20 protein-coding genes are annotated in these 20,082 nt (G+C 54.8%); 11 read left to right on the forward strand and 9 right to left on the reverse strand.

Annotated elements, in window-relative coordinates; translation table 11 throughout:
* Positions 1-5 precede the first annotated feature (5 nt).
* The 5 genes from hemC to lpdA form a co-directional block, all read right to left on the reverse strand.
* Entirely contained in the window at positions 6-1,010 is a 1,005-nt protein-coding gene (gene hemC, locus OLTU_RS05330; protein WP_141731721.1) for a hydroxymethylbilane synthase, read from the reverse strand.
* Positions 1,007-2,320 (reverse strand): glutamyl-tRNA reductase, encoded by a 1,314-nt coding sequence (hemA, locus tag OLTU_RS05335; protein WP_176736348.1) that lies wholly within the window; start codon positions 2,318-2,320, stop codon positions 1,007-1,009. Before hemA ends, hemC begins: the two co-directional genes overlap by 4 nt.
* On the reverse strand, positions 2,313-3,122 hold the full coding sequence (gene ccsA / locus OLTU_RS05340) for a cytochrome c biogenesis protein CcsA (protein WP_141731723.1): 810 nt from the start codon (positions 3,120-3,122) through the stop codon (positions 2,313-2,315). The genes hemA and ccsA overlap by 8 nt, the downstream gene beginning before the upstream one ends.
* Positions 3,123-3,409: 287 nt before the next feature.
* The gene (locus OLTU_RS05345) at positions 3,410-4,714 is read right to left on the reverse strand and encodes a dihydrolipoamide acetyltransferase family protein (RefSeq protein ID WP_141731724.1); all 1,305 of its coding nucleotides are present in this window, start codon (positions 4,712-4,714) and stop codon (positions 3,410-3,412) included.
* 57 nt (positions 4,715-4,771) lie between these two features.
* Positions 4,772-6,163 carry a dihydrolipoyl dehydrogenase gene (lpdA, locus tag OLTU_RS05350; protein ID WP_141731725.1) on the reverse strand — a complete coding sequence of 464 codons (1,392 nt, stop codon included), beginning with the start codon at positions 6,161-6,163 and terminating at the stop codon, positions 4,772-4,774.
* A 270-nt stretch (positions 6,164-6,433) separates the two neighbouring features.
* Here lpdA and OLTU_RS05355 point away from each other — a divergent pair, with 270 nt between their 5' ends.
* Complete coding sequence (locus tag OLTU_RS05355) at positions 6,434-6,685, forward strand: hypothetical protein (RefSeq protein WP_141731726.1); 252 nt, start codon at positions 6,434-6,436, stop codon at positions 6,683-6,685.
* Here the strand turns inward: OLTU_RS05355 and yihA are convergent.
* Positions 6,673-7,269, reverse strand: coding sequence for a ribosome biogenesis GTP-binding protein YihA/YsxC (gene yihA / locus OLTU_RS05360; protein ID WP_176736349.1), 597 nt, complete (start codon positions 7,267-7,269; stop codon positions 6,673-6,675). The genes OLTU_RS05355 and yihA overlap by 13 nt on opposite strands.
* A 39-nt stretch (positions 7,270-7,308) precedes the next feature.
* Between yihA and mutL the strand changes: the two genes are divergently transcribed.
* The 3 genes from mutL to OLTU_RS05375 all read left to right on the forward strand — a co-directional run bounded on the left by mutL (position 7,309) and on the right by OLTU_RS05375 (position 11,336).
* Positions 7,309-9,684: a DNA mismatch repair endonuclease MutL gene (gene mutL / locus OLTU_RS05365; RefSeq protein WP_141731728.1), complete on the forward strand. Its 2,376-nt coding sequence runs from the start codon at positions 7,309-7,311 to the stop codon at positions 9,682-9,684.
* A 14-nt stretch (positions 9,685-9,698) separates the two neighbouring features.
* Positions 9,699-10,598, forward strand: a complete 900-nt coding sequence (gene miaA / locus OLTU_RS05370) for a tRNA (adenosine(37)-N6)-dimethylallyltransferase MiaA (protein WP_176736350.1) — start codon at positions 9,699-9,701, stop codon at positions 10,596-10,598.
* Positions 10,599-10,661: 63 nt separating this feature from the next.
* The gene (locus OLTU_RS05375; protein ID WP_141731730.1) at positions 10,662-11,336 is read left to right on the forward strand and encodes a glutathione S-transferase family protein; all 675 of its coding nucleotides are present in this window, start codon (positions 10,662-10,664) and stop codon (positions 11,334-11,336) included.
* 21 nt (positions 11,337-11,357) lie between these two features.
* Here OLTU_RS05375 and OLTU_RS05380 read toward each other — a convergent pair whose 3' ends face one another.
* A complete protein-coding gene (locus tag OLTU_RS05380; protein WP_141731731.1) occupies positions 11,358-12,005 on the reverse strand; it encodes a glutathione S-transferase family protein in 648 nt (215 codons plus the stop codon).
* A 158-nt stretch (positions 12,006-12,163) separates the two neighbouring features.
* Between OLTU_RS05380 and OLTU_RS05385 the strand changes: the two genes are divergently transcribed.
* From OLTU_RS05385 to OLTU_RS05410, 6 genes are all read left to right on the forward strand, one after another.
* The gene (locus tag OLTU_RS05385) at positions 12,164-12,550 is read left to right on the forward strand and encodes a hypothetical protein (RefSeq protein ID WP_141731732.1); all 387 of its coding nucleotides are present in this window, start codon (positions 12,164-12,166) and stop codon (positions 12,548-12,550) included.
* A 334-nt stretch (positions 12,551-12,884) separates the two neighbouring features.
* Positions 12,885-14,843, forward strand: a complete 1,959-nt coding sequence (locus tag OLTU_RS05390; protein ID WP_218109852.1) for a coiled-coil domain-containing protein — start codon at positions 12,885-12,887, stop codon at positions 14,841-14,843.
* A 77-nt stretch (positions 14,844-14,920) separates the two neighbouring features.
* Entirely contained in the window at positions 14,921-15,430 is a 510-nt protein-coding gene (locus tag OLTU_RS05395) for a hypothetical protein (RefSeq protein ID WP_141731734.1), read from the forward strand.
* A 38-nt stretch (positions 15,431-15,468) separates the two neighbouring features.
* Entirely contained in the window at positions 15,469-16,521 is a 1,053-nt protein-coding gene (locus OLTU_RS05400; RefSeq protein ID WP_141731735.1) for a hypothetical protein, read from the forward strand.
* 18 nt (positions 16,522-16,539) lie between these two features.
* Positions 16,540-17,613, forward strand: a complete 1,074-nt coding sequence (locus tag OLTU_RS05405; RefSeq protein ID WP_141731736.1) for a hypothetical protein — start codon at positions 16,540-16,542, stop codon at positions 17,611-17,613.
* A 31-nt stretch (positions 17,614-17,644) separates the two neighbouring features.
* Positions 17,645-17,944 carry a hypothetical protein gene (locus OLTU_RS05410; RefSeq protein ID WP_141731737.1) on the forward strand — a complete coding sequence of 100 codons (300 nt, stop codon included), beginning with the start codon at positions 17,645-17,647 and terminating at the stop codon, positions 17,942-17,944.
* A gap of 5 nt (positions 17,945-17,949) precedes the next feature.
* Here the strand turns inward: OLTU_RS05410 and OLTU_RS05415 are convergent, their stop codons facing one another.
* Entirely contained in the window at positions 17,950-18,369 is a 420-nt protein-coding gene (locus tag OLTU_RS05415; RefSeq protein WP_218109853.1) for a hypothetical protein, read from the reverse strand.
* A 178-nt stretch (positions 18,370-18,547) separates the two neighbouring features.
* On the opposite strand from OLTU_RS05415, the gene OLTU_RS31775 reads away from it, so the two are divergent.
* Complete coding sequence (locus tag OLTU_RS31775) at positions 18,548-18,697, forward strand: hypothetical protein (RefSeq protein ID WP_176736351.1); 150 nt, start codon at positions 18,548-18,550, stop codon at positions 18,695-18,697.
* Between the two features lie 18 nt (positions 18,698-18,715).
* Here OLTU_RS31775 and OLTU_RS05420 read toward each other — a convergent pair whose 3' ends face one another.
* Positions 18,716-19,918 carry an alkaline phosphatase PhoX gene (locus tag OLTU_RS05420; protein WP_141731739.1) on the reverse strand — a complete coding sequence of 401 codons (1,203 nt, stop codon included), beginning with the start codon at positions 19,916-19,918 and terminating at the stop codon, positions 18,716-18,718.
* Positions 19,919-20,082: the final 164 nt, after the last annotated feature.

The following is a 20,082-nucleotide window of genomic DNA, read 5'->3' on the forward strand; positions in this document are numbered from 1 at the left end:
TACGTTCAGGCGAGTTCACCCAGAATGGGGGCCTTGATTTTGAGCGTATGCAGGATGTCTGTCACACCAACTTTCTTTAAACCTTCCAGCATGGTCTGGGCGCAGGCGGCCTGATCCAGGGTTTGCGGCAGACCCGGGAAGGTATGCACATAGCGGGCTTCCTGTCCTTCGTAATCAAGGACCAGGGCGCGCGCCACGGTCTCGCCTTTTTTCAAATCCGGGAAGAAAAATGCGCCGAACGGCATCGTGCAGTCGCCGCCGAGTTTTTCCAGAATCAGACGCTCCATCGTTGCACAGGCATAGGTCGCGGGATCACTGAGCTCCGCCAGGTCCTTTGTGAAAGGACTGCCTTCGGGTGTTTCAATCGCGAGGGCGCCTTGCGCGGCACAGGGGACAAACCATTCATCCATCAGCAATCGATGCGGCAGGTGATCGAGACTGAGGCGCTGCAGAGAAGCACCGGCCAGAATCAATCCATCCCAGTCACCTTCGTTGAGCTTGCGAATTCTGGTATCGACATTGCCCCGCACGGGAACGCATTGAACATCGCTTCCAAGACCTTTCAGAAGAGCCTGCCGTCTGAGGCTGGCCGTGGCGATCGTCAAAGGACCGAAGGCCTGAAGATCCGCCTTGCTGAGGAATGGACCTGCCGGCACCTTCAAACGATCCAGGGATTTGGGATTGAAGATCAGGGCATCCTGCGGGATATGCCGGGGCAGGATCGCGCCCAGTTGAAAACCGGCGGGAATGCGGGCTGGCAAATCCTTCAGGCTGTGCACCGCGATATCCGCTTCGCCTTTTTTCATGGCCTCTTCCAGCTCGCGCACAAAGAGGCCTTTGCCGCCGATTTCATGCAGAAAGCGATCCTGCACGCGATCGCCGGTGGTTTTGATGATATTGAGTTCGGTGCTGAGGCCGCGGGCCATCAGAAGTCCTGCCACGTGATGGGCCTGCCAGAGAGCAAGCTGACTGCCGCGGGTTGCAATGCGCACTTTGCGAATCGTATTCATGAGTTTTTGTCCATGGAAAAGAGGCTTTTCAATGCTTCGGCCATGCTTTCGGAGGTGTAGCCCACTGGAGGGTTATGCACAACCCGCGCTGCATCGCCGTTGATTTTGTTGACTATGGATTTCAGCATGGCTTCAGCCGCCTTGATTTGATTCTCATCGAGCGAGTTCAAGGGCGAGCGTCCAAAGGATTTTTGAAACTCCTGAGCCACCAGGGCATCCAGGTATTCACGGAAACTGCCGAGAGCTGGCTTCAGGTTGAGGTTGCTCAACCACTTGTCAAAACCTTCGGCATTTTCAACGATGATCTGCTTGCCTTTTTCCGCCGCGCGCCGCCGCTCCTCGTAGTTTTCCCCGACCACCTGCTTCAGATCGTCGATGTCGAAGAGATAGACGTCCTCGAGCTCGGCACAGGCCTTATCAATATCCCGCGGCAGCGCAATGTCAATCAGGAAAACCGGCTTGTTGCGGGCCGTCTGCGAGCGTTGAATGCGTGGCTTGTCGAGTACGATCTCATTGGCCGCGGTGCAACTGATCACCACATCCGCGAGGGTGAGAACCTCATTCAGTTCCTCCCAGGGATAGGCGATCCCGATGCCGATCTTTTCCACCAGACCCTCGGCACGGGCCAGCGTGCGGTTGCAGACAAAGAGTTCCCTAGGGTTATATTTCAAAAGATACTTGGCCGCGACTTCCGCCATCTCACCGGCGCCGATGATCAGGACGCGACAGTCAGCGATGTCCCCATACACGCGGTTGGCGAGATCGATGGCCGCGTGGCTGATGGAAACGGGCTTTTTGCCAATATCGGTGTTGCTGCGCACCTTTTTGGACGAGGAAAAGGCTTCCTGAGTCAGGCGCTTTAGGATTGGGCCAAGGGTTCCACTTTCCTGCGCGAATTGCGCGGCGTTTTTAAACTGGCCGGTGATCTGGGTTTCCCCGAGCACGAGCGAATCCAGACCGGAGGCCACGGAAAATGCGTGACGCGCGGCATCCTTATGCAGATAGTGGTAGCTGCGGTGTTTGATTTCCTCGTCCAGTTCCTTTTTCGGGTTCGGACAAAATCTTTGCAGATCGATAAAGACTTCGCGCAGATGATGCGAAGTCAGTTCGGAGCTGTCCATGACACCATAGAGCTCAAGCCGGTTGCAGGTCGAGAGGACCATGACCTCCCGTAAACCATGCTTCTGAATCACCTGGGGCAGTGAGACGTCGATCTCTTCCCGACTCAGAAACAATGTTTCACGGAAGTCCAAACCCGCTGACTCGTGGTTGGTGCCAACGCAAAATAGGATGGGGACTTTTTCAGCCAAACCCATGACTCCAGTTATTGATGCCGAACAAGCCGATGGCCAACAGGACGAAACCAAGAATCGTCATCCATGCCAGTCGTTTGGCAGAGAGATTGAAAAAATTGCGACTCAAAAGAGTGATGAGGTACCAGAGCCAGACCAGGAAGGCCCACAGAACCTTGCCCAGCAGGGCCATGCGATCACCCGTGTAATAGAACTGGGAGTAGACCGCGCCCATGATAAGGCCGCAGGTCAGGAAGATAAATCCAAGCCAAATGGAGAGAATAAGGGCCTGGTTCAGTTTACTGATCGAGACCTGGGTGTGCTGGAGTCGACTGAGCTGTTTCTTTTTCAAGGCTTGCTGTTGGATCAGATAGAAGATGGCAATCACAAAGGCGATGATCGCAAAGGCTTCCCCGACGACGCTGACCAGAATATGAACTGACATGAGAAGACCCGTGCTTTCCACGGCCGCGGCTTCCCCATGGGGCGCGACGAAGAAAAACTGGATCAGCATGATCAGAGTGGAGAGAGGCGCGACGATGGAGCCCACAATGCGCAGGTTGAAGAAGACCTGAGCGAAGATGGTAAGCCAGGCGGTGGTGGTGATGAGAACGAAACTGCTGGTGAGATGTTTTACATTATGAAGGAACACATTCACTGTATTCAGGAGCATCAGAAACGCAGCCAGCATGAAAAGTCCATAGGCAGCCCGATGGATTTTCTCCTGCGTGCTGGATTTGGAAAAGCTGTGCAAGTAAAGCCCTGAAGATCCAGCGAATGCAACCAGGGCTGATATGACACCCAAATGATAGAAATTCAAGTGAAGCCCCCTCGGACTGGATGGATCGAAGCCAGGGCATTTATGACACAAAAGGAAGCCCAAGCTCAAGAAAGGAATCCCACCACAGACCCAGTCTACCACGAAAGGCTGGATATTTTTTGCCGTACTGCTTCCAAAATTTGCGGTGGGTCAGGCCGTTATCTGAAAAAGAAAACGTCAAAGTTCCCACGGCCTGGGTGGTCTGTTTGGTGATCATTGAAAAAAGCGGATTTCAGCGAAAAAAGATCACCTGTTGACGGTGCAAGGGCGCTGGCGCGCCCATTCAGTTACAAAGGAACTTCGCGGTAGTTTTCGATGATCTCTTTAAACGTGGCCAGATACTTCGAACCGCCTTCGCCATCAATCACGCGATGGTCAAAGGTCAGGCTCACCATCATCATCGGCCGGATCGCAATCATATCATCAATCACCACCGGACGCTTCACGATCGCACCGATGCCGAGCATCGCCACCTGAGGCTGGTTGATGATGGGATTGCTGGTGATACTGCCCCAGCCACCCGGGTTGGTGATCGAGAAGGTTCCACCCTGCACATCGTCCGGCTTCAGCTTTTTGTTGCGGGCCCGCACCACCAGATCATTCAAGCGACGGGCCACGCCCGCGAGACTCAAATCACCGGCCTGCTTGATGACGGGCACGATCAGACCGTTTTCCAAAGCCACAGCGCAGCCGATATTGATGTCCTTCTTCCAAAGAATATCGTAACCATCGACCGAAGTATTCACAATCGGATGCTTCTTGATCGCCTGCACGGCGGCATGAATGAAGAAGGGCGTAAAGGTCAGCTTGAAGCCTTCGCGTTTCTGAAACTCCGCTCCATGCTTTTCCCGGAGCTTCACGATCTGATGCAGATCCATTTCGAACACGGTGGTCACATGCGGCGAGACCCGCACGGATTCCACCATATGATCGGCAATCAGCTGCCGCATGCGGGACATCGGTTCCCGACGCACCGGCACGCCTTCGAGCAGTTCCTGGCCATCGACCTGGCTCAGTTTCAGCTGTGTGTGCGGCGTGGCCATCGGCATCGGTGTCCGGGCGGGTTCGGGAACTGTCGGCGCCGGTTTGCTCAGAACCTGAGGGGTATCCTGTTCAAAATCGAGCAGATCCTTCTTCGTGATACGGCCGTGCATTCCACTGCCACGCACCTGATTCAAATCAATGCCGCGTTCCTGGGCCATCTTCCGCACGAGCGGTGAGCTGCGCAGTGGGCCGTCTTCATGCGGCTCGTCATCCCGCGCCGCAGCGGTTTCCCGTGGAATGGGCGGCGTTGTGGTGGTGGGGGAAGAGGGTGCGGCCGGAAGTTCGGTACTCACGGTGGCGCCGGCTTCGCTGGAGATGATGGCCAGAGCCTGGTCCACTTTCACCACGCTTCCCACGGGCACGAGGACTTTCACCAGAATTCCGGAAGCCGGTGCGGGGATCTCGGTGTCAACCTTATCCGTTGATACTTCCAGGAGAGGACTGTCTTTGGTAACGCTTTCGCCTTCTTTGATCAACCAATTGGTCAAGGTCGCTTCATGCACGCCCTCACCCATCAAGGGCATCAAAACCTCTGTGACCTTTGCCATCATGAACTCCGTAGATGTCTGATATCTGTGCCCCGGGTGCCGTGCACCCGCCCTACCTTACATGTGAATCGCGCCGCCGGTTCCCACGTGCGCCGCTTCCACGATGGTTTCGGAAATGGTCGGATGGGGGTGAATCGTGTGCGCGATCTCGTCGAGTGTGGTTTCCAGGACCTTGCCGAGAGCAAACTCGGAAATCATTTCCGTGGCGGTGTTGCCCACGATGTGCACACCGAGGATTTCCTTATATTTGGGCTCGTAAATGATCTTCACAAAACCGGCGGTCGCATCCTCGATCTTGGCCTTGGCCATCGGTGCAAAGGGGAATTTGGCGATCTTGTACTCGCGTTTTTCCTCTTTGCATTTTTCCTCGGTCAGGCCAATGCTGGCGATTTCCGGGTAAGTATAGATCGCGGCCGGGTTCGCTGCATAGTTGATAAGAGGCGGAACATGACCGGCAATGACTTCGACGGCGTGATAGGCTTCCGCCGATGCAGTGTGAGCCAGGGCTGGCGTGGAAATGATGTCGCCGATGGCAAAGATATTCGACACGGCTGTTTTATAGTGCTCGTCAACCTTGATGAAGCCACCTTTTTCGGTGGTCAGACCGACCTTGTTCAGGCCGATATCATCGGTGACGGCCTCACGACCGATGGACAGGAGCACCTTGTCAAAGAAACGGTCGGGCTTGCCTTCGACGGAGAGCTTCACCTGCTTGCCATCATCGGTGACGCCGGTCAGTTTGCTGCCGGTTTCAATCGTGATATTCTGCTTTTTCAAGTGACGCTCAAGTTCCTTGACGCATTCTCCATCTTCCGTTGGCAGAATCTGCGGCGCGAGTTCAATGATCGTGACCTGCGAACCCATGCGGCCAAAGAGTGACGCGAATTCCGTTCCCACCACGCCGCCGCCGACGACCGCCAGGGTTTTGGGAATATGATCGATGAAGAGGATGTGATCCGAATTCACAATATTTTTGCCATTCGATTTCGCAAAAGGAAGTTCACGAACCCGCGAGCCGGTGGCCAGCAGGACGAATTTCGTTTGAATGGTCGTGACCTTGCCGGCTTTATCGGTGATGCTGACGGAGGTTTTGCTTTCCAGGCGACCGTGCCCTTCGTAGGTATCGATCTTGTTTTTTTTCATCAGGAATCGCAGGCCTTTGCGCTGCTGATCGACGATCTTTTCCTTGCGTTCCATGATTTTGGCCCAGTTAAATGCCACCGGGCCCGTGCTAAAACCCTGCTCTTCGAGATGCTGAAGTTTGTCCCAGGTTTTTGCGGAATGCAGCAAGGCTTTCGTGGGGATGCAGCCCCAGTTCAGACAGGTGCCGCCGAGGTTTTCTGATTTTTCGACCAGCGCGACTTTCAGCCCTAATTGCGCCGCCTTAAGGGCTCCAACTTCACCACCAGGACCGGAACCAATCACCACCAGATCATAGGATGCTGTCATATATTTCTCCTGCGAGGGGTCACCCCGGCCAACCCCGATCAAGGTCCGGCTTGTTCGAAGACAAGGCGGGGCAACCCTGAGGGACGAGGGATCGGAAATGGGGGAATCTGCTCGACGGCAAGGCCGAGGCTCAATTTATAACGGGGAAACTTACACTATTAAATGGTGAACCTTAAAGAGAATATTTGGTATAGTTAAAGTTGGGCGTACCTTTCGTCCGACAAGACTTATAGGGAAATTGGGCCGAGCAGGCTCGCACAAGGAGGTCCTATGGGCAAAGTCCTTGAGTTCAAAACCCCGGAACAACGCCGTGAAGAAACAGTCACTTACAAGCTTGTTAAGATGGCTGATGAAATTGATCAGGTCCTGTTGCGTCACCTCACCGACGATGACATCGATCCCCGTGAACTGGTCGGGGTGCTGTCCCATAGGCTTGGGACCCTGATGAATCGGCTGGAAGAAAAAGACGAACTCTGGCATGTATGCCAAAAGGTTATGAAAAAGCAGGCTCAGATCGACTGACTTTCCTCAGTCTCCATCCAGGCGAACAAATCGGCCCGAACCTCTTCCAGGCCGGTTTGCTTCATGCTTGAAACACCGACAATTTTTCTCACAGCAATCCCTTTGGCATCCAATTCCTTCGTCAGCTTTTGCACGCGTGTTTGCAAGGCCTGGCGCGAGATTTTGTCGGTCTTGGTCAGTAAAACATAGAGTGGAAGCTGACGACCGAGCAGAAACATCAGCTCATCATCGACGTCGGTTAACTCACGGCGGCAGTCGATCAGGAACATGAATTCCCGTATATTGGTGCGCCGCACATAAGCTTCAACCAAAGGCTGCCACTTCTCGGCAACGTGTTTATCGATCGCGCTGAAACCAAATCCTGGCAAATCCGCGACCACCATTTTATCGTTAACCGAGAAAAAGTTGATCATCTGGGTCTGACCGGGTGTGCGGCCTTTGCGGGCGAGCGTACGACGGCCCAAAAGGGCATTGATTAGGCTCGATTTGCCAGCGTTGGAGCGGCCGATAAAGGCAACTTCCGGTTGCGCGAAATCAGGAAGTTGTTCCGGTTTAAGGGCGCTGGTGATATATCTGCAATCCATGTCTGACAAGACCTCATATTCCGCGAAAAAGGGTAGCCGATGGCCAGGGTACATTTACTCGATGACGAGCTGATTAACAAGATCGCAGCCGGAGAGGTGGTGGAACGGCCAGCCAGCGTAGTGAAAGAACTGGTCGAGAACGCTATAGACGCTGGGGCGACGCATGTCAAGGTGATCCTCAAGGATGGTGGTCGCCAGCTCATTCAAGTGCAGGATGACGGATCCGGCATGGCGCCTGAAGATGCCGTTCTGGCTGTTAAACGTCATACGACGTCCAAGCTGCAGGCGGCGGATGATCTCTTTCAGGTGAGGACCATGGGCTTTCGCGGTGAGGCTTTGGCTTCGATCGCTTCGGTGAGCCGCTTTACGCTGCAGACGCAGTCGCGTGAGCATCCTGGACATCGCGTGCATATTGAAGACGGCAAACAGAGTGATTCCCCCTGGCAGGGTTCACCTGGGACCTGCATGACGGTGGCGGATCTTTTTTACAATGTGCCGGCGCGTCGCGCGTTTATGAAAACGGCGGCTGCGGAATTTGCGGCGTGCCACGAGTATATGCAGGCGCTGGCTCTTTCGCTCCCCACTGTGGGATTTACGCTTCTGCATAATGACCGCGAAGTGTTTTCGGTGAGCCCGGCCCTGAAGACGGAAGGGCATCTGCGCGGGGAAGCGTCGATGCGGGCGCGAGCGGCAGCTTTGATTGGGACAGAGGAAGCAGGGCGGCTGATCTATCTGCAGCGCCCTGATCGGCATGCGTATGTTGAGGCTTTGATTTCGCCGCCGGGTTTGGATAAGGGCACGGCGCGGCATTGTTTTACGTTTGTGAATGGTCGCTGGGTGCGGGATAAGCTTTTGCGTTTTGCTTTGCAGCGGGGTTATCACAGCCACCTGATGAAGGGGAAATTTCCGATTGCGCTGCTTTATGTGACGATTGATCCGGCTCTGGTGGATGTGAATGTACATCCGGCGAAAGCGGAGCTGCGTTTCCAATATGCCCAGGAAGTCCAGAATGCATTGGTTTATGCGATTCGGGAAGCGCTGCGGGAAGGCAGCTGGGCCAGTGCGAATCCGCCTGTGAAGACTGTGGATAATTTGCCTTCCGTGCCGGCGCCGGATGATTTTGATTTGGCGTTGCCACAGGATGGTGAGGTGAAACGTACCGTCATGCGCTTTGAGGCGGAAATGCCGGCGCAACCGAAGACGCGTGTGCAACCGCCTTTGAATTTGACAAGGGACGAACCCGTGCGGAATGGGGCGACCGCGGGTCTGTCGGCTGCGCCTTCCACCTCTGAGATGTCGGTGCGATCATCACGGGAGGCATCGGCGCGTTCCGCGTCTGAGGCTGTGTCCCGTGCTCCATCTGGTGTCTCGACGGATTCTGCTTCCGGGGCGCCGTCGTCGTCTGAAATGTCGTCGCGCTCCACGCTTAATGCACGTGGTGCCTCAATGCATTCTGCATCTGAAGATCCCTCATCTGAAGTGTCGTCCCGTTCTGCCTCTAATGAGTCCTCGGCATCTTCGCATGATGTCTCGAAGCCTTCTGCATCGGCTTCAGCACCACGCGCCTCATCCGATATGCCCACACGTCACGCGTCGAATGTATCGTCATCTTCACATGTCTCGACGCCTTCTGCAGAGGCGGCATTCTCGTCATCCCACAAATCGCTGCGCTCTGCATCCGAAGCGCCCGAGACGAACACTGTTTCCAGAAATTCTGATGCGGGCGCACCAACAAAATCGGCGCCATTTAATCGCGACCTGCGCTCGGTGAGTGCTGAAGCCTCCAAGGCCCGACCGCCATCCGCCGTCAGTCAACTGAAAGCTTCCGTTCCTTCACCGGATGGCCAGTCGGTCATTCCATGGAATGAACTGCAATATATTGGCCCCTTCGCCCGTTGCTTCCTTCTCTTTGAGCACCAGCAGCAGCTACTTGCCATCGATCAACATGCCTTTCATGAACGCGTCCTCTATGAACGCCTTGTGGAAAATCCCGATATTCTCCGGCGCACCCAGCCTTTGCTCATGCCGGAAGTCCTGGTTTTCAGCCCCACGGAATGCGAGCGCCTTGTGCATATGAAGGATGCACTGGATGCCCTCGGCATTCAGATTCATGGCGTCAGTGATACGGAAATCGAAGTCACCGCCGTCCCGAGTCTGCTCGTCAACAAGGACCTCAACAGTCTTCTGGCGGCCATCCTCGGTGGCCGCGATAAAGCCTCCGAGCTCGCCCATGATGTGCTCGCGACCATGGCCTGCCATGCCGCGGTTCGAGCCGGCGAGGAACTTCCCGAGCCGGAACTGAAAACCCTGCTGCGTGAAGCCGAGTCCGTCGACTTTTATCACAACTGTCCACACGGACGTCGCGTCTTCCGCTGGTGGAAACTCGCGCAGGTGGCCTCCTGGTTTGATCGTTGATGGAGGCTGCTGTCTTGCCAAAACAGGAATATGTGGTCATCGCCGGTCCAACGGCCAGCGGCAAATCCGCATTGGCCATGGAGCTGGCGCAAAAGCTCCGCGGAGAAATCATCAACTGCGATTCCGTGCAGCTTTACCGCGGCTTCAATATCGGTTCCGCCAAACCCACAGCGGAAGAGCAGGCTTTGATCCCTCATCATCTTCTGGATGTGGTGAACGCGGATGACAGCTATGATGCCCGTTGCTTTGCCGAGGACACCGAAACTATTATCCAAAAAATTCGCGCCCGACAGCGCCTGCCTATCGTGGTCGGTGGCACCGGTCTTTACCTCCGTGCGCTATGGCGTGAAAACTGGCACGACCTTCCGAAAAGTGAAAGCCTCCGCCAGGAGCTGGAAGCCTGGTCGAATGAGAACCTGCATAAACGCCTGCATGAACTCGATCCGGTGCGTGCGGCTCAGTTGCATCGCAATGATCGCTATCGTCTGCAACGTGCGGTGGAAATCGTCACGCTGACAGGCCAGCCTCTCAGCGCCCAAACCCCAAAATCCGATGAACGCCAGAATGCCTTTGCCATTCGCGTGCTCTGCCCGCGCCCCCTTCTGCAGGAGCGCAGCCGTCAACGTATCGATCAGATGCTGAAGGCCGGTCTTGTCGAAGAGGTCCGCCAGCTCCTCGCCGCTGGTGTGGATCCGCACTGCAAACCCATGCAGAGCATCGGCTATGCCCAGGTCGTGGAATTTCTGGAAGGTAAAATCACGGAAGCGGAACTGCCGGAGCAAATCCAGATCGCCACGAGGCAGTATGCCAAGCGGCAGGAAACCTGGTTCAATAAAGTTCAGTTTGATGCCTTCTGGACCAGCGGTTCACCCATCGAGCCTCTCATGCAAACACTCCAGGGTGCAGGTTTTTAGGCAGTTGGGGCGGTAGAGTTTGTGTGCTATGACGGAGCAGAACCTTGAGAAAGGATATGCTTCATGATTACTGTACACCATCTCGAGTACTCTCGTTCTCAACGTGTGCTTTGGCTGCTCGAGGAACTCGGCCTCTCTTACGAAGTCAAAGTTTACAAACGCAATCCCAAAACGAAAATGGCCCCTCCGGAAATGAAGGCCATTCATCCCCTGGGCAAGTCCCCTATCATCACGGATGACAGCCTTGTCATCGCAGAATCAGGCGCCATCATCGAATATCTGCTCGATCGCTACGACACTCAAAATACCCTGCGTCCAGCGCCAGGTGCGATGGAACGTCTTCCCTACAACTACTGGCTGCATTATGCGGAAGGTTCCCTGATGCAGCCTCTTGTGGTGGCCTTGATTTTTAGTGAAGTGCAGAAGGCGAAACTGCCGTTCTTTGTCAAACCCATCGTGAACGGCATCGTAGGCAAGGTCAATGCCGCCTACATAGGGCCTCAGGTCAAACTTCATTATGGTTTTATGGAGCAGGAGCTGCAGAACAAACCCTGGTTTGCCGGCCCCGATTTCACAGCGGCCGATATTCAGATGAGCTATCCGGTCGAGGCAGGTCTCACACGCGGTGTCAATCCCAGCCGGTATCCCAAGGTTCAGGATTTTGTGAACCGCATTCACCAGCGTCCAGCCTGGAAGAAAGCTGAAGCGCGGGTGGGGGATTTCGGAATACCTTCCTAGGCACTCGGTTGACTAATTCAATCAGCCGGCTGGTGGCTTGTTAATCGCCGCTTGAGCAGCGAATGCCCGCTTGTAGGCGGGCCGCGCTTCACCGCGGGCGACATAGTCGGACAGATTTGGGAATTCGTTCAGGATGCCCGATGATCTGAGCCTGAGCAGCACTGACACCATGATCAGATCTCCCGCACTGAACCCACCGTCGAGCCAGTCGGCATCGCCCAGGCGATCGGAAAGTTGATGCAGCCGATTACGGACCCGATCCTCGACCAGAGGCAGGCGCTCCTTGGTCCAGGGCTTGTCGCTCTCCAGGATCCTGGCGGTTGAGAGTTCCAGGATTGGCGGCTCCACCGTGTTGAGCGCGGCGAATATCCACGTGATCGCACGCGCGCGGGCGTTGGCATCCTTTGGCAGGAGGCCTGCATAGCGCTCGGCGATATGGAACACGATCGCTCCTGTTTCGAACAGGGCGAGATCGCCTTCCTCATAGGTCGGAATCTGACCGAAAGGATGAAGGGCCAGATGCGCGGGTTCCTTCATCGCACGAAACGAAACCAGCCGAACCTCGTAAGGCTGGCCCACTTCCTCAAGGGCCCAGCGGACGCGTGTATCACGCGCCAGTCCCTGGCCGCCATCAGGTGATCGTTCAAAGGCTGTAATGGTAATGGTCATTGCGAAGCTCCTCCTGGCGAAAATCATCGGCCGCGCGCTGCAGGCTGTCAAGGCAAACTCCATGTTCAGCCGAACTCAGCGATAAGACGCTGGCACATAATATGCAAAATAATTCCTGTGCCGAAGATCCAAACGTTGATTATCGACAGGAGGAAATCATGAGCACAGAGCAAACAGGAGCTTCGACTCATAACCAGTCCGATCCCTCTCGCTTTCCACGTGACCGTCATCCCGATGAGTATCTGAAGGATCTGAATCCTCAGGAATTCATGAAATCCCAGGAGGAAAAGCAACCGCATAAGAGCTTGAACGATATCAAGGAAGCTCATCAGCGTTTTCAACTCACCCGCGACGAGATGCGGACCGTTCCGATCATGGCCGAGGGTGAGCTGCTAAGGGAAGGGGCTATTTACGCCAATCTTCGTGATGAGCAGCCGACAGAATTCACTGCCACCTCAGGCATCAAAGCAAGGCCTGGAGAATGGATTGCACCCAAGTCCATGGTCGACTATAGGCTTTGGAACCGCCTCATGGCTCTTCAGTAATAGAGTCGCTCGATCGGAAAGTTGAACTCCAGCAGCCGTCATGGACGACGGCTGCTCTATCCATAATATGTATGACAGTCTTCGCTCGCTCCTACCGACGATGTCCTCCCTTGCATCATAAATTTCAAAGACAGAGCGCAATATGCGTTCGCGATTTTAGTCTCATCAGTGGTTATCAAAAAAGTGAAGCGTAGCGGCTCAAATTCAAGGAGGTCCTATGGTGTAAATTACTCAGCATTCCTGTGAAGCGAGTCTCCTGTCATCGAATCGGTTAGACACACTTAATCGTGAGAAAAGAATGTTACGAAAAGAAATGAAACCAACCAGGGCTCTCTTGAACAAAAAAATCGCAGCCACCGGAACTCTTGTGGGCCTCCTGCTCAGCAGTGGTCAGGCAGCCGCGATGCCTTACTATCAGACATCACAGGTTATGAACCTGGTGGATGCGCAGAAAGTCGCCAGTGACGCCGTGCTCAGGACCGTGAGCATTTATGCCGACCACGACGATCAAGGTCTTCTTTATGTTTCGCCAGCTTCCCGAAAAACTCAGGCCGGTCAGTATCAAATCTCAGCTTCCCCCGTTTGCGAGATCCTCGCCAATCAATACACGCTGGTCTATGCCGTACCCCATGAGTCCCTCGAGGAATGGCGGAATCGCGCCAAAGCTGGTCCCTACTCGGCTTATTTCGACCTGAACTTTGGCAACTATATTCGCCAGGCGCCCATCCTGGAAGAAATGGCCCTGAAAATTTCTCAAATCGACGAGCTTCGCAAGCAGCATCCCGAGATAACGAGTGCCTATGAAAAGGCGAAGCAGGCCTGGGAGGCAGCTCAGGCGCGTTATACCCGGGCGGATGGAGCGATCAAGGATTACGCCGCACGCCTTAAGCAACAGCAGGATCAAATGGCACTCGCCATGTCTCCGGAGGCCATCAAACTGATCCAGGATGAGGTGGCCGCCATCCGTAAGGAGTATGAAGAGCGACTCCCCACTCTGCGTGAGGAACTGGTCGCGGCCAATCAGGAAGTCATCCGGACCGAAGCGGCTCATGCCACAGCGAAAGGTGAGTATGATGCCGTGGTTCCGGATGAAACGGCCGTTCAAGCCCGCATCACCACGTTAAGCACTGTCTTTGATAGCCTCAACCAGTTCGCTACGAAAACCTATACGACCGCGAACACCAACCTCGTCACGCTGGAGACGGCGGCGGTCGGAACGGCCAATGCATCCTATTCCATCTGGAGTGATGAGGAAGCGCGGCTCCGGGCCAGCCTCAAACCAGGTGCCAGGGCGGCCGTCGCTCGACTCCCCATCTTCAATATCCGCTTCAAAGAGCCGCAACAGAGCGATAAGCCCTCGTCTGTCGTGCCGGGTCAGATGCCTAACGTACCGTCCTTGACCCCCAGCATCGACAACGCTGTGAGTATCGAAAACCGGGGCACGGATTCCAGCACCACGCCTTTAACAACGGGAGAAGGTGTAGCCCTGACAGTCTTTGAAAAAGACGGCAAACCTGTCCAGCCGAAGACGGATCTCTATCAGGGAGCAGGCTCGGGTTCCTTCACGCGTTTGATCACGCGCGGCGCCTACTGCACGGGTGATTCCGATCGTAAAGTTAACATCTTTAAAGTGCCGGGCGAAGTGTCCTCGCGCTTTAAGCGCTTTGATGTGCCCGTCGGTGAATATGTGCCACGCAACCGGAATATCCTGGCTCAATCGGTCGCTCTTGAGTATGACATGAACCTCAAGACGGATCCGATTGCCGTCACCTGTACCATGGATATCAGCCGTTTCAGAAGTTGGGTCAGTCAGAGCGGGAACAGCGGTTTCCTCTTCTGGCGGAAGAAGTGGAGCAAAGAGGAAAGGACCGCAGTCGATCGGTCGGGTTTGGCCTGTAACGTCGATATTAGCGAGACGGGCACAGGCGGTTCAGGGGATACCCAGGCCCGCCTGGATACGATTCGCCAGGCCATGATGCAGGATATGGCCGCTGAATTTATCCTGACTTACGCCAAGAGCTATCAGTTCCAGGCCTCACAACAGGCTGTTGAACCGAATGTTGCAGCCCCGGCCCAGAAATTTGGCACAGCTCTGCAGGCCCTTTGCGGCCCCAATGTTTACTGCCAGGTTGGGGCCATTGTCCTGAAGAATGGGGCTGAACTGTTCGGCTCGACGCGAGGATCGGCTTCGGGTCAGGAGCATATTTCAGGCACAATTTCACGTTCCTACAGCGAGAGAGCTTACATCACAAAGCCAGGTGAAGCGACTATCGACCTCACTGTAACTCTGTGATAAGGCGGGTTCGGGGAAGTTCGCTTCCCCGAACCGCTCAGTCCATCCCTGGCATGACAAAAAATCAGGAGTGCCTTATGAAGCGCCCAAGACTTGTTGTTTCCCTGGTGGCGGCTCTCACTCTGGGAGCGTCGCTATTGTATCTCTATAAGAATCAACAACAGACGGTCCCGGAGTCTGGCCAAAACCGCTCACCGCAGGAGGTTGCCGTCCAGGCATCCGAACAGGAAAATATTCAGGAACTCGTGGCCCGGGCTCAGAGTATTGCGGCGGACTACCGGCAGAATCACCCGGAAGCCGCGGCCCAGGATGAAACTTTGGCGAAGATCCAGGAGGCGGTTCATTCTGAGGCGGAGCAGTTCGAAAAGGTAAGAAGCGAAGTCGAAGCCGCTTCGCGGGACGTCCAGGTTCTCCGGGAGGAGCTGAACGCGGCCATCCTGAATAACATCGACAAGGATAAACTCACCGAACTGAATGAACGTTTTGAAGAGAAAGCCGTAGCCCTTCAGGAACAGCAGAAGCGGCTCGAGAATGCTTATCTGGAAGTGGCCAAGGCCTATGATGAAGCCATCAACACATATCTTTGAACCCAAGGTTCATACCGGAAGATGACGAGGAAACTACTATGAAACATATGGATGCAGCCCTGGTATTGCTTGCCCTGTTCGCGTCGCCGCAGTTGAAAGCGGCTGTCGATAAAACACTATGCCCGCAAATCCTGAACCGCCCTTCCTTGGGGCTTGCCGATGATCATCGCAACATTGCTGAACTCTTCAATGTATGGGACGCCACCCATGGATGGCAGATCAAGCGGGAACTCACTGACAGCTATGTTTCGATCGCCCCCTCAGGAGTCCGCAATTTCAAGATCAAGGTCACCGAAGAGCAGGCTCAACCATCGCAAGCTGTCCAGGTTCTGGAGATTGACTGCCCCCTGCCTGTCGCATGGCAGGCCATGGAACAGCCCAAAGTTAAAGTGGCCTTTCCAACCAGGGTTGCGGATGCCGCCACTGTGAATTCCTTTCAGGAAACTCATACGGTCAAAGGATTCAGCTTCAGCACCCTGACAGGAGCCCGCCAGTCCTTGACGATCCACCCGCTCTGGCGAATCCTGGAAGTCAACCCGCAGAGCACTCTTGATCTTCCTCACCATATTCCCGCCGATAAAGTCAGTGTGACAAGCGGCAGTCTTAAGAACGATCATCCATCAGCCGTTCGGGCCTTCCGCATGAGCGCGCAAGCGGATATCGCCCAGCAGAAGCTTTGGCATCTGGTTCTGGAATCGCATGGAGCAGGGGATCAGGAGTGCACTTACTTCGCTGTGGATCGCGCGACGAGCGACTACTTCAAACTCGGGTTGACGGATGCCACCAAGGTCGCCTGTGAAGTGGAGACGCTCACCTACTGGAATGCCGGGATCGGACGGGTCATCAACTGTGTGAATACGGTGAATTTCACCGATCCCAATAACTGCGCAAACGTTAACATGCGCAGCTACAGTGGAATTCTCGAAAAACTTCGTAAGAACGAAGCGTTCTATGTCCAGCTGCTGGTCAAGACGGGGGAGACGTTCGTGCTTCCGACCTACAAGGTGGACAGGTCTGGAGTTCAGCTCGTGGAACAGTCGAGTGTCCATGCACCTGCTGATCTGGGCCTGCCGATAGAAATCAACTGGTGAGAACGAATGAGAATCGTCATGAAGAATATATTGGCCTTGCTTTTTCTCTTGTGGAGCGCGTCCCTCCACGGCGCGATCGTTCAGCCCACTCTTCCCATCCACGAAGGGCAGCGCATCGTCGGTTTCGCAACCGAGGATCCCAACCTCTACTACATCGTTCCAGGTACCTGGCGTCTTTACGATCGCAAGATCTTTCTGGAACGCAATCCCAGTACCGGGGGTTATGCCCTCTCCTTCGTGCTGGGCCCTGACTATTCGCAGGCCCGACACCGCATGGGAGAGATTTTGAACAATAATCCTCATGCGATTCTGCTGCCGCTTCCCCAGAATATCAGTGAGGGCTTTCTTGATGTTCCCGCATCGGTCGGAACGGTGAGTCAGCAGCTGATCCCGGACAACATTCAGTACTTTCAATCTTTACTCTACTACCGCCTGGAGCTCACCCCATCGCAGCTGGACCTTCTGAGGGATCTGGCCCAATCGGCGAACTTTCTGTTGGGGAGGGTCACGTATTCCTTCCCCTATCAAGGAGGAAGCTATACGAATGTGAACGAAATCCATCTGGATCTGCGGGAATCTGATTTGGTCGAACAGGCGAAAGGTCCCGAGTATCCGTACCTGTGGATAAAGACCATGCTTGAGAATTACGAGATGATCATGCATGGAGTGATGGATGGCAGCTACTCACTCGGCGGATTGGTGAACATCGGACTGAGCGACAGTACCTGGAGTGCCAGGGTTGATACCGAGGCCAGCCGGTTTTCCGCCGATACGAAACGAATTTACATCCATTCGAACGGTCAACCCAACCTTGAATCTCATCTGGAGTTCCATATTAATGAACTCAACAGCAGCGTAGCCCTTGATGTCAAGGCCCGACTTGGTATGAGTCTCGACGCTCAGGACATCGCCCTGCAGATTGAAAGTCTCGATATTACGGATGTCAGGGTTGCTGATGGGACCGTGTCCACCTTTTATCTGCGCTACCTGAACACTCTGGTGAATCGCTCGGATGTGCGGGCTCGCCTCGCTGAGCAACTGACGGTGGAACTGCAGGAGAGGATACTCAGCCAGAAGCTGTTTATCGATTGAGTCGCGAAACTTATATCTCTCGGGAGGAACCATGAAACCAAGCTGGCTGATGATCCTGATCGGTCTTACAACCTTTGCCTGTGATAAGTCCGGATCCGATAAGGGCGGAGGCGAAGATCCTGTGCCGCCGCCGCCGATCTCTGGAACGTTCAAGTTTGAGGATGGCACAGAAAGAAAGTTCACGGATATGGAATCAGATCCCGACTGTGTGAATATCATGCCCGGTCTTCTGGCAAGCCGGCAGGTGAATCGCGGCCGCGGTATCAAAATCAGCATTCGGGATGAAGCGGACGGTACGGAGAAAAGCATTTACTGCTGGAACCCCAATTGAAGACGTCAGGGGGTATCGGTTGAACGGGCGGGCCATGCCAGGTCCATGGACGCTCGATAAGGCGTCGCGCGCCAGTGTCCCCAGAGACTGCGCAGGCGGTTCATCACGCGCTTCACAAACCCGGCGTCAACATCGGGCATTCCTTCCATTATGGAAAGGTAATGCTCCTCACTGATCCGACCATTCCAGAGAGATTGCAAAGGCGATACGATTCTCTCCGCGCGCATCGCACCATCGGTCAACGGAGGGGCCATGGACCCGTCCTTTAAAGGCGTAAGAGGGGCACCTGCGGCGAGAGTCCCCCAAAAACCGTCATGTATCTGCAGTTCCGTCTCCACTGCATAGTGTATGAGATCATGCAGCAGGAAACTGCGGGTCTCAAGCTCGGCATGGTCAGAGGTTCCGTCTTCGCGTACGATATCCACTCTGTGCTTTTCATCTGTGAGTTTTGTGAGACGTATGAGCACGGTTTTACCCCCTTATTTTGATCGTGTAGTATAGTAAAATACCACGTTTCAGCCTTCAGGAGCCGCCCCTCCACCCATACCAAAAGCCGCGAATCGATAAGCGGCTGCCACGCTCGCCGGAGCGCGTGAGGATTGGGTGGTAGTAGTTCATCTCGTGCGCATTCCTCATGGGCACGAGGCCTTTCGTCAACAATTTGAAAGCCTGTTCCATCGCGCGGTCACCGCCCAAAACCTGCCGCTCACCTGGGACTATCGCACGGTGGACGACGGCCATGAGGGCGGCTGACGAGCCGCCCCCTGCGTATCAGATCAGCTGGCCGCTCACCTGATACGTGAGGCCACTGGAATCAAACAGGGGCTTCGGACCGCGCTGTGAGCTGAAATATAGGCGATTATTCAAAGGGTTGATCGCCGGTCCGGTAATCTCGGAATGGTTCTGATCCACGAGCTGCACGATGGGGTAGGAGTCACCATAAGGCCCGAGGACCACGATCTGCATGTCGTCGCCGTCCTCGGCCACCAGAATATGCCCGTCCTTGCTGACCACGACATTGTCCACACCGCTCAGAGTTTTATTCTTGGCGATGGATTTTTCGTAAACGATGCCGAGGGTATGATCGTCGGTCGAATAGGACCAGACGCGGTTGTCCCCTTTGCTCGTGATGTAGACTTTCCCCTCGTGATACCAGATGCCCTCGCCGCCCTCGAAGGCTTGAGAATTTTTAATCTGCCAGCGCGTGGGTGTCTGGAAGAGTCCAGGCACAGGGTTTTCCAACTCCACCCAGGTTACATTTCCGTTGTTATCCACCACCGCGACTTCCAGCAGGCCTTTCTGCAGATTCATCCGGCCATCACTGTAAATTTCGTCTGGCGTATAGCGGTAGAAACGCCCATCAAGTTCGTCTTCGGTCATGTAGATATGCCCGTGGATGGGATCCACGGCAGCGGCTTCATGTTTAAATTTGCCCAGGCCCTCGCAGAGGACACCGGGACTCCGGCCATAGGGATCGCATTCAAAAACCCGTCCGCCGCTGTACTCTTCACAGGAAAGCCAGGTACCCCAGGGAGTTGGCCCGCCGGCGCAGTTGCTGGATGTGCCTTCCAGAATGCGGTAGGCATCGACAATGTTTCCTTCCCGATCAAAGCGAATCGCACCGGCGCCACCAGTACTGAAGGGCAATTCGCTATTGGAAACATAGATCCAGCCGCCATCATCGGTGGGGAAACAGGCGCCACCATCGGGAAAAGTGTGCCACTTATAAGCTGTTTCCGTTCCATCCGACCGCCGCACTTTCTTGCCCGCCGTCGCAATCAGCTGCCCTGTGAAACCGGCTGGCACACGCATGCCGAAGTCGTTGGCCGCCTGCAAAGGCCCCAGATTTTTCAGAGTTCTGTAATCCAGAAAAGGCTGCGCAGAAACCATCGACGTCAAGCCAGGCCCGAGACTCAATGCTCCCAAGGCACCCAAGGAATTCGCGAGAAAATTACGGCGATCGAGAGTCTTCATGCAGGAGATCTCCATGGCAACGGGAATAAGTTTTTGTTGCTGCAATCTAAGCGAGGAGAATAAAGGCGTCATAAACATTTGGCAAACATCAAAGGTCTTATTGATTTTTTTCGAATGCTTGAGTCCGGTCGCCAGGTATTAAAGCGTGAGCATCCGTGGCTTCG

Source organism: Oligoflexus tunisiensis (assembly GCF_001748245.1).
GTDB classification, from domain to species: domain Bacteria; phylum Bdellovibrionota_B; class Oligoflexia; order Oligoflexales; family Oligoflexaceae; genus Oligoflexus; species Oligoflexus tunisiensis.

Excerpts from the sequence above, each read along its gene's own strand:
- hemC (WP_141731721.1), bottom strand. The coding sequence starts at position 1,010 with ATGAATACGATTCGCAAAGTGCGCATTGCAACCCGCGGCAGTCAGCTT.
- OLTU_RS05345 (WP_141731724.1), bottom strand. The coding sequence starts at position 4,714 with ATGGCAAAGGTCACAGAGGTTTTGATGCCCTTGATGGGTGAGGGCGTG.
- lpdA (WP_141731725.1), bottom strand. The coding sequence starts at position 6,163 with ATGACAGCATCCTATGATCTGGTGGTGATTGGTTCCGGTCCTGGTGGT.
- OLTU_RS05355 (WP_141731726.1), top strand. The coding sequence starts at position 6,434 with ATGGGCAAAGTCCTTGAGTTCAAAACCCCGGAACAACGCCGTGAAGAA.
- yihA (WP_176736349.1), bottom strand. The coding sequence starts at position 7,269 with ATGGATTGCAGATATATCACCAGCGCCCTTAAACCGGAACAACTTCCT.
- mutL (WP_141731728.1), top strand. The coding sequence starts at position 7,309 with ATGGCCAGGGTACATTTACTCGATGACGAGCTGATTAACAAGATCGCA.
- OLTU_RS05375 (WP_141731730.1), top strand. The coding sequence starts at position 10,662 with ATGATTACTGTACACCATCTCGAGTACTCTCGTTCTCAACGTGTGCTT.
- OLTU_RS05380 (WP_141731731.1), bottom strand. The coding sequence starts at position 12,005 with ATGACCATTACCATTACAGCCTTTGAACGATCACCTGATGGCGGCCAG.
- OLTU_RS05385 (WP_141731732.1), top strand. The coding sequence starts at position 12,164 with ATGAGCACAGAGCAAACAGGAGCTTCGACTCATAACCAGTCCGATCCC.
- OLTU_RS05395 (WP_141731734.1), top strand. The coding sequence starts at position 14,921 with ATGAAGCGCCCAAGACTTGTTGTTTCCCTGGTGGCGGCTCTCACTCTG.
- OLTU_RS05400 (WP_141731735.1), top strand. The coding sequence starts at position 15,469 with ATGAAACATATGGATGCAGCCCTGGTATTGCTTGCCCTGTTCGCGTCG.
- OLTU_RS05405 (WP_141731736.1), top strand. The coding sequence starts at position 16,540 with ATGAAGAATATATTGGCCTTGCTTTTTCTCTTGTGGAGCGCGTCCCTC.
- OLTU_RS05410 (WP_141731737.1), top strand. The coding sequence starts at position 17,645 with ATGAAACCAAGCTGGCTGATGATCCTGATCGGTCTTACAACCTTTGCC.
- OLTU_RS05420 (WP_141731739.1), bottom strand. The coding sequence starts at position 19,918 with ATGAAGACTCTCGATCGCCGTAATTTTCTCGCGAATTCCTTGGGTGCC.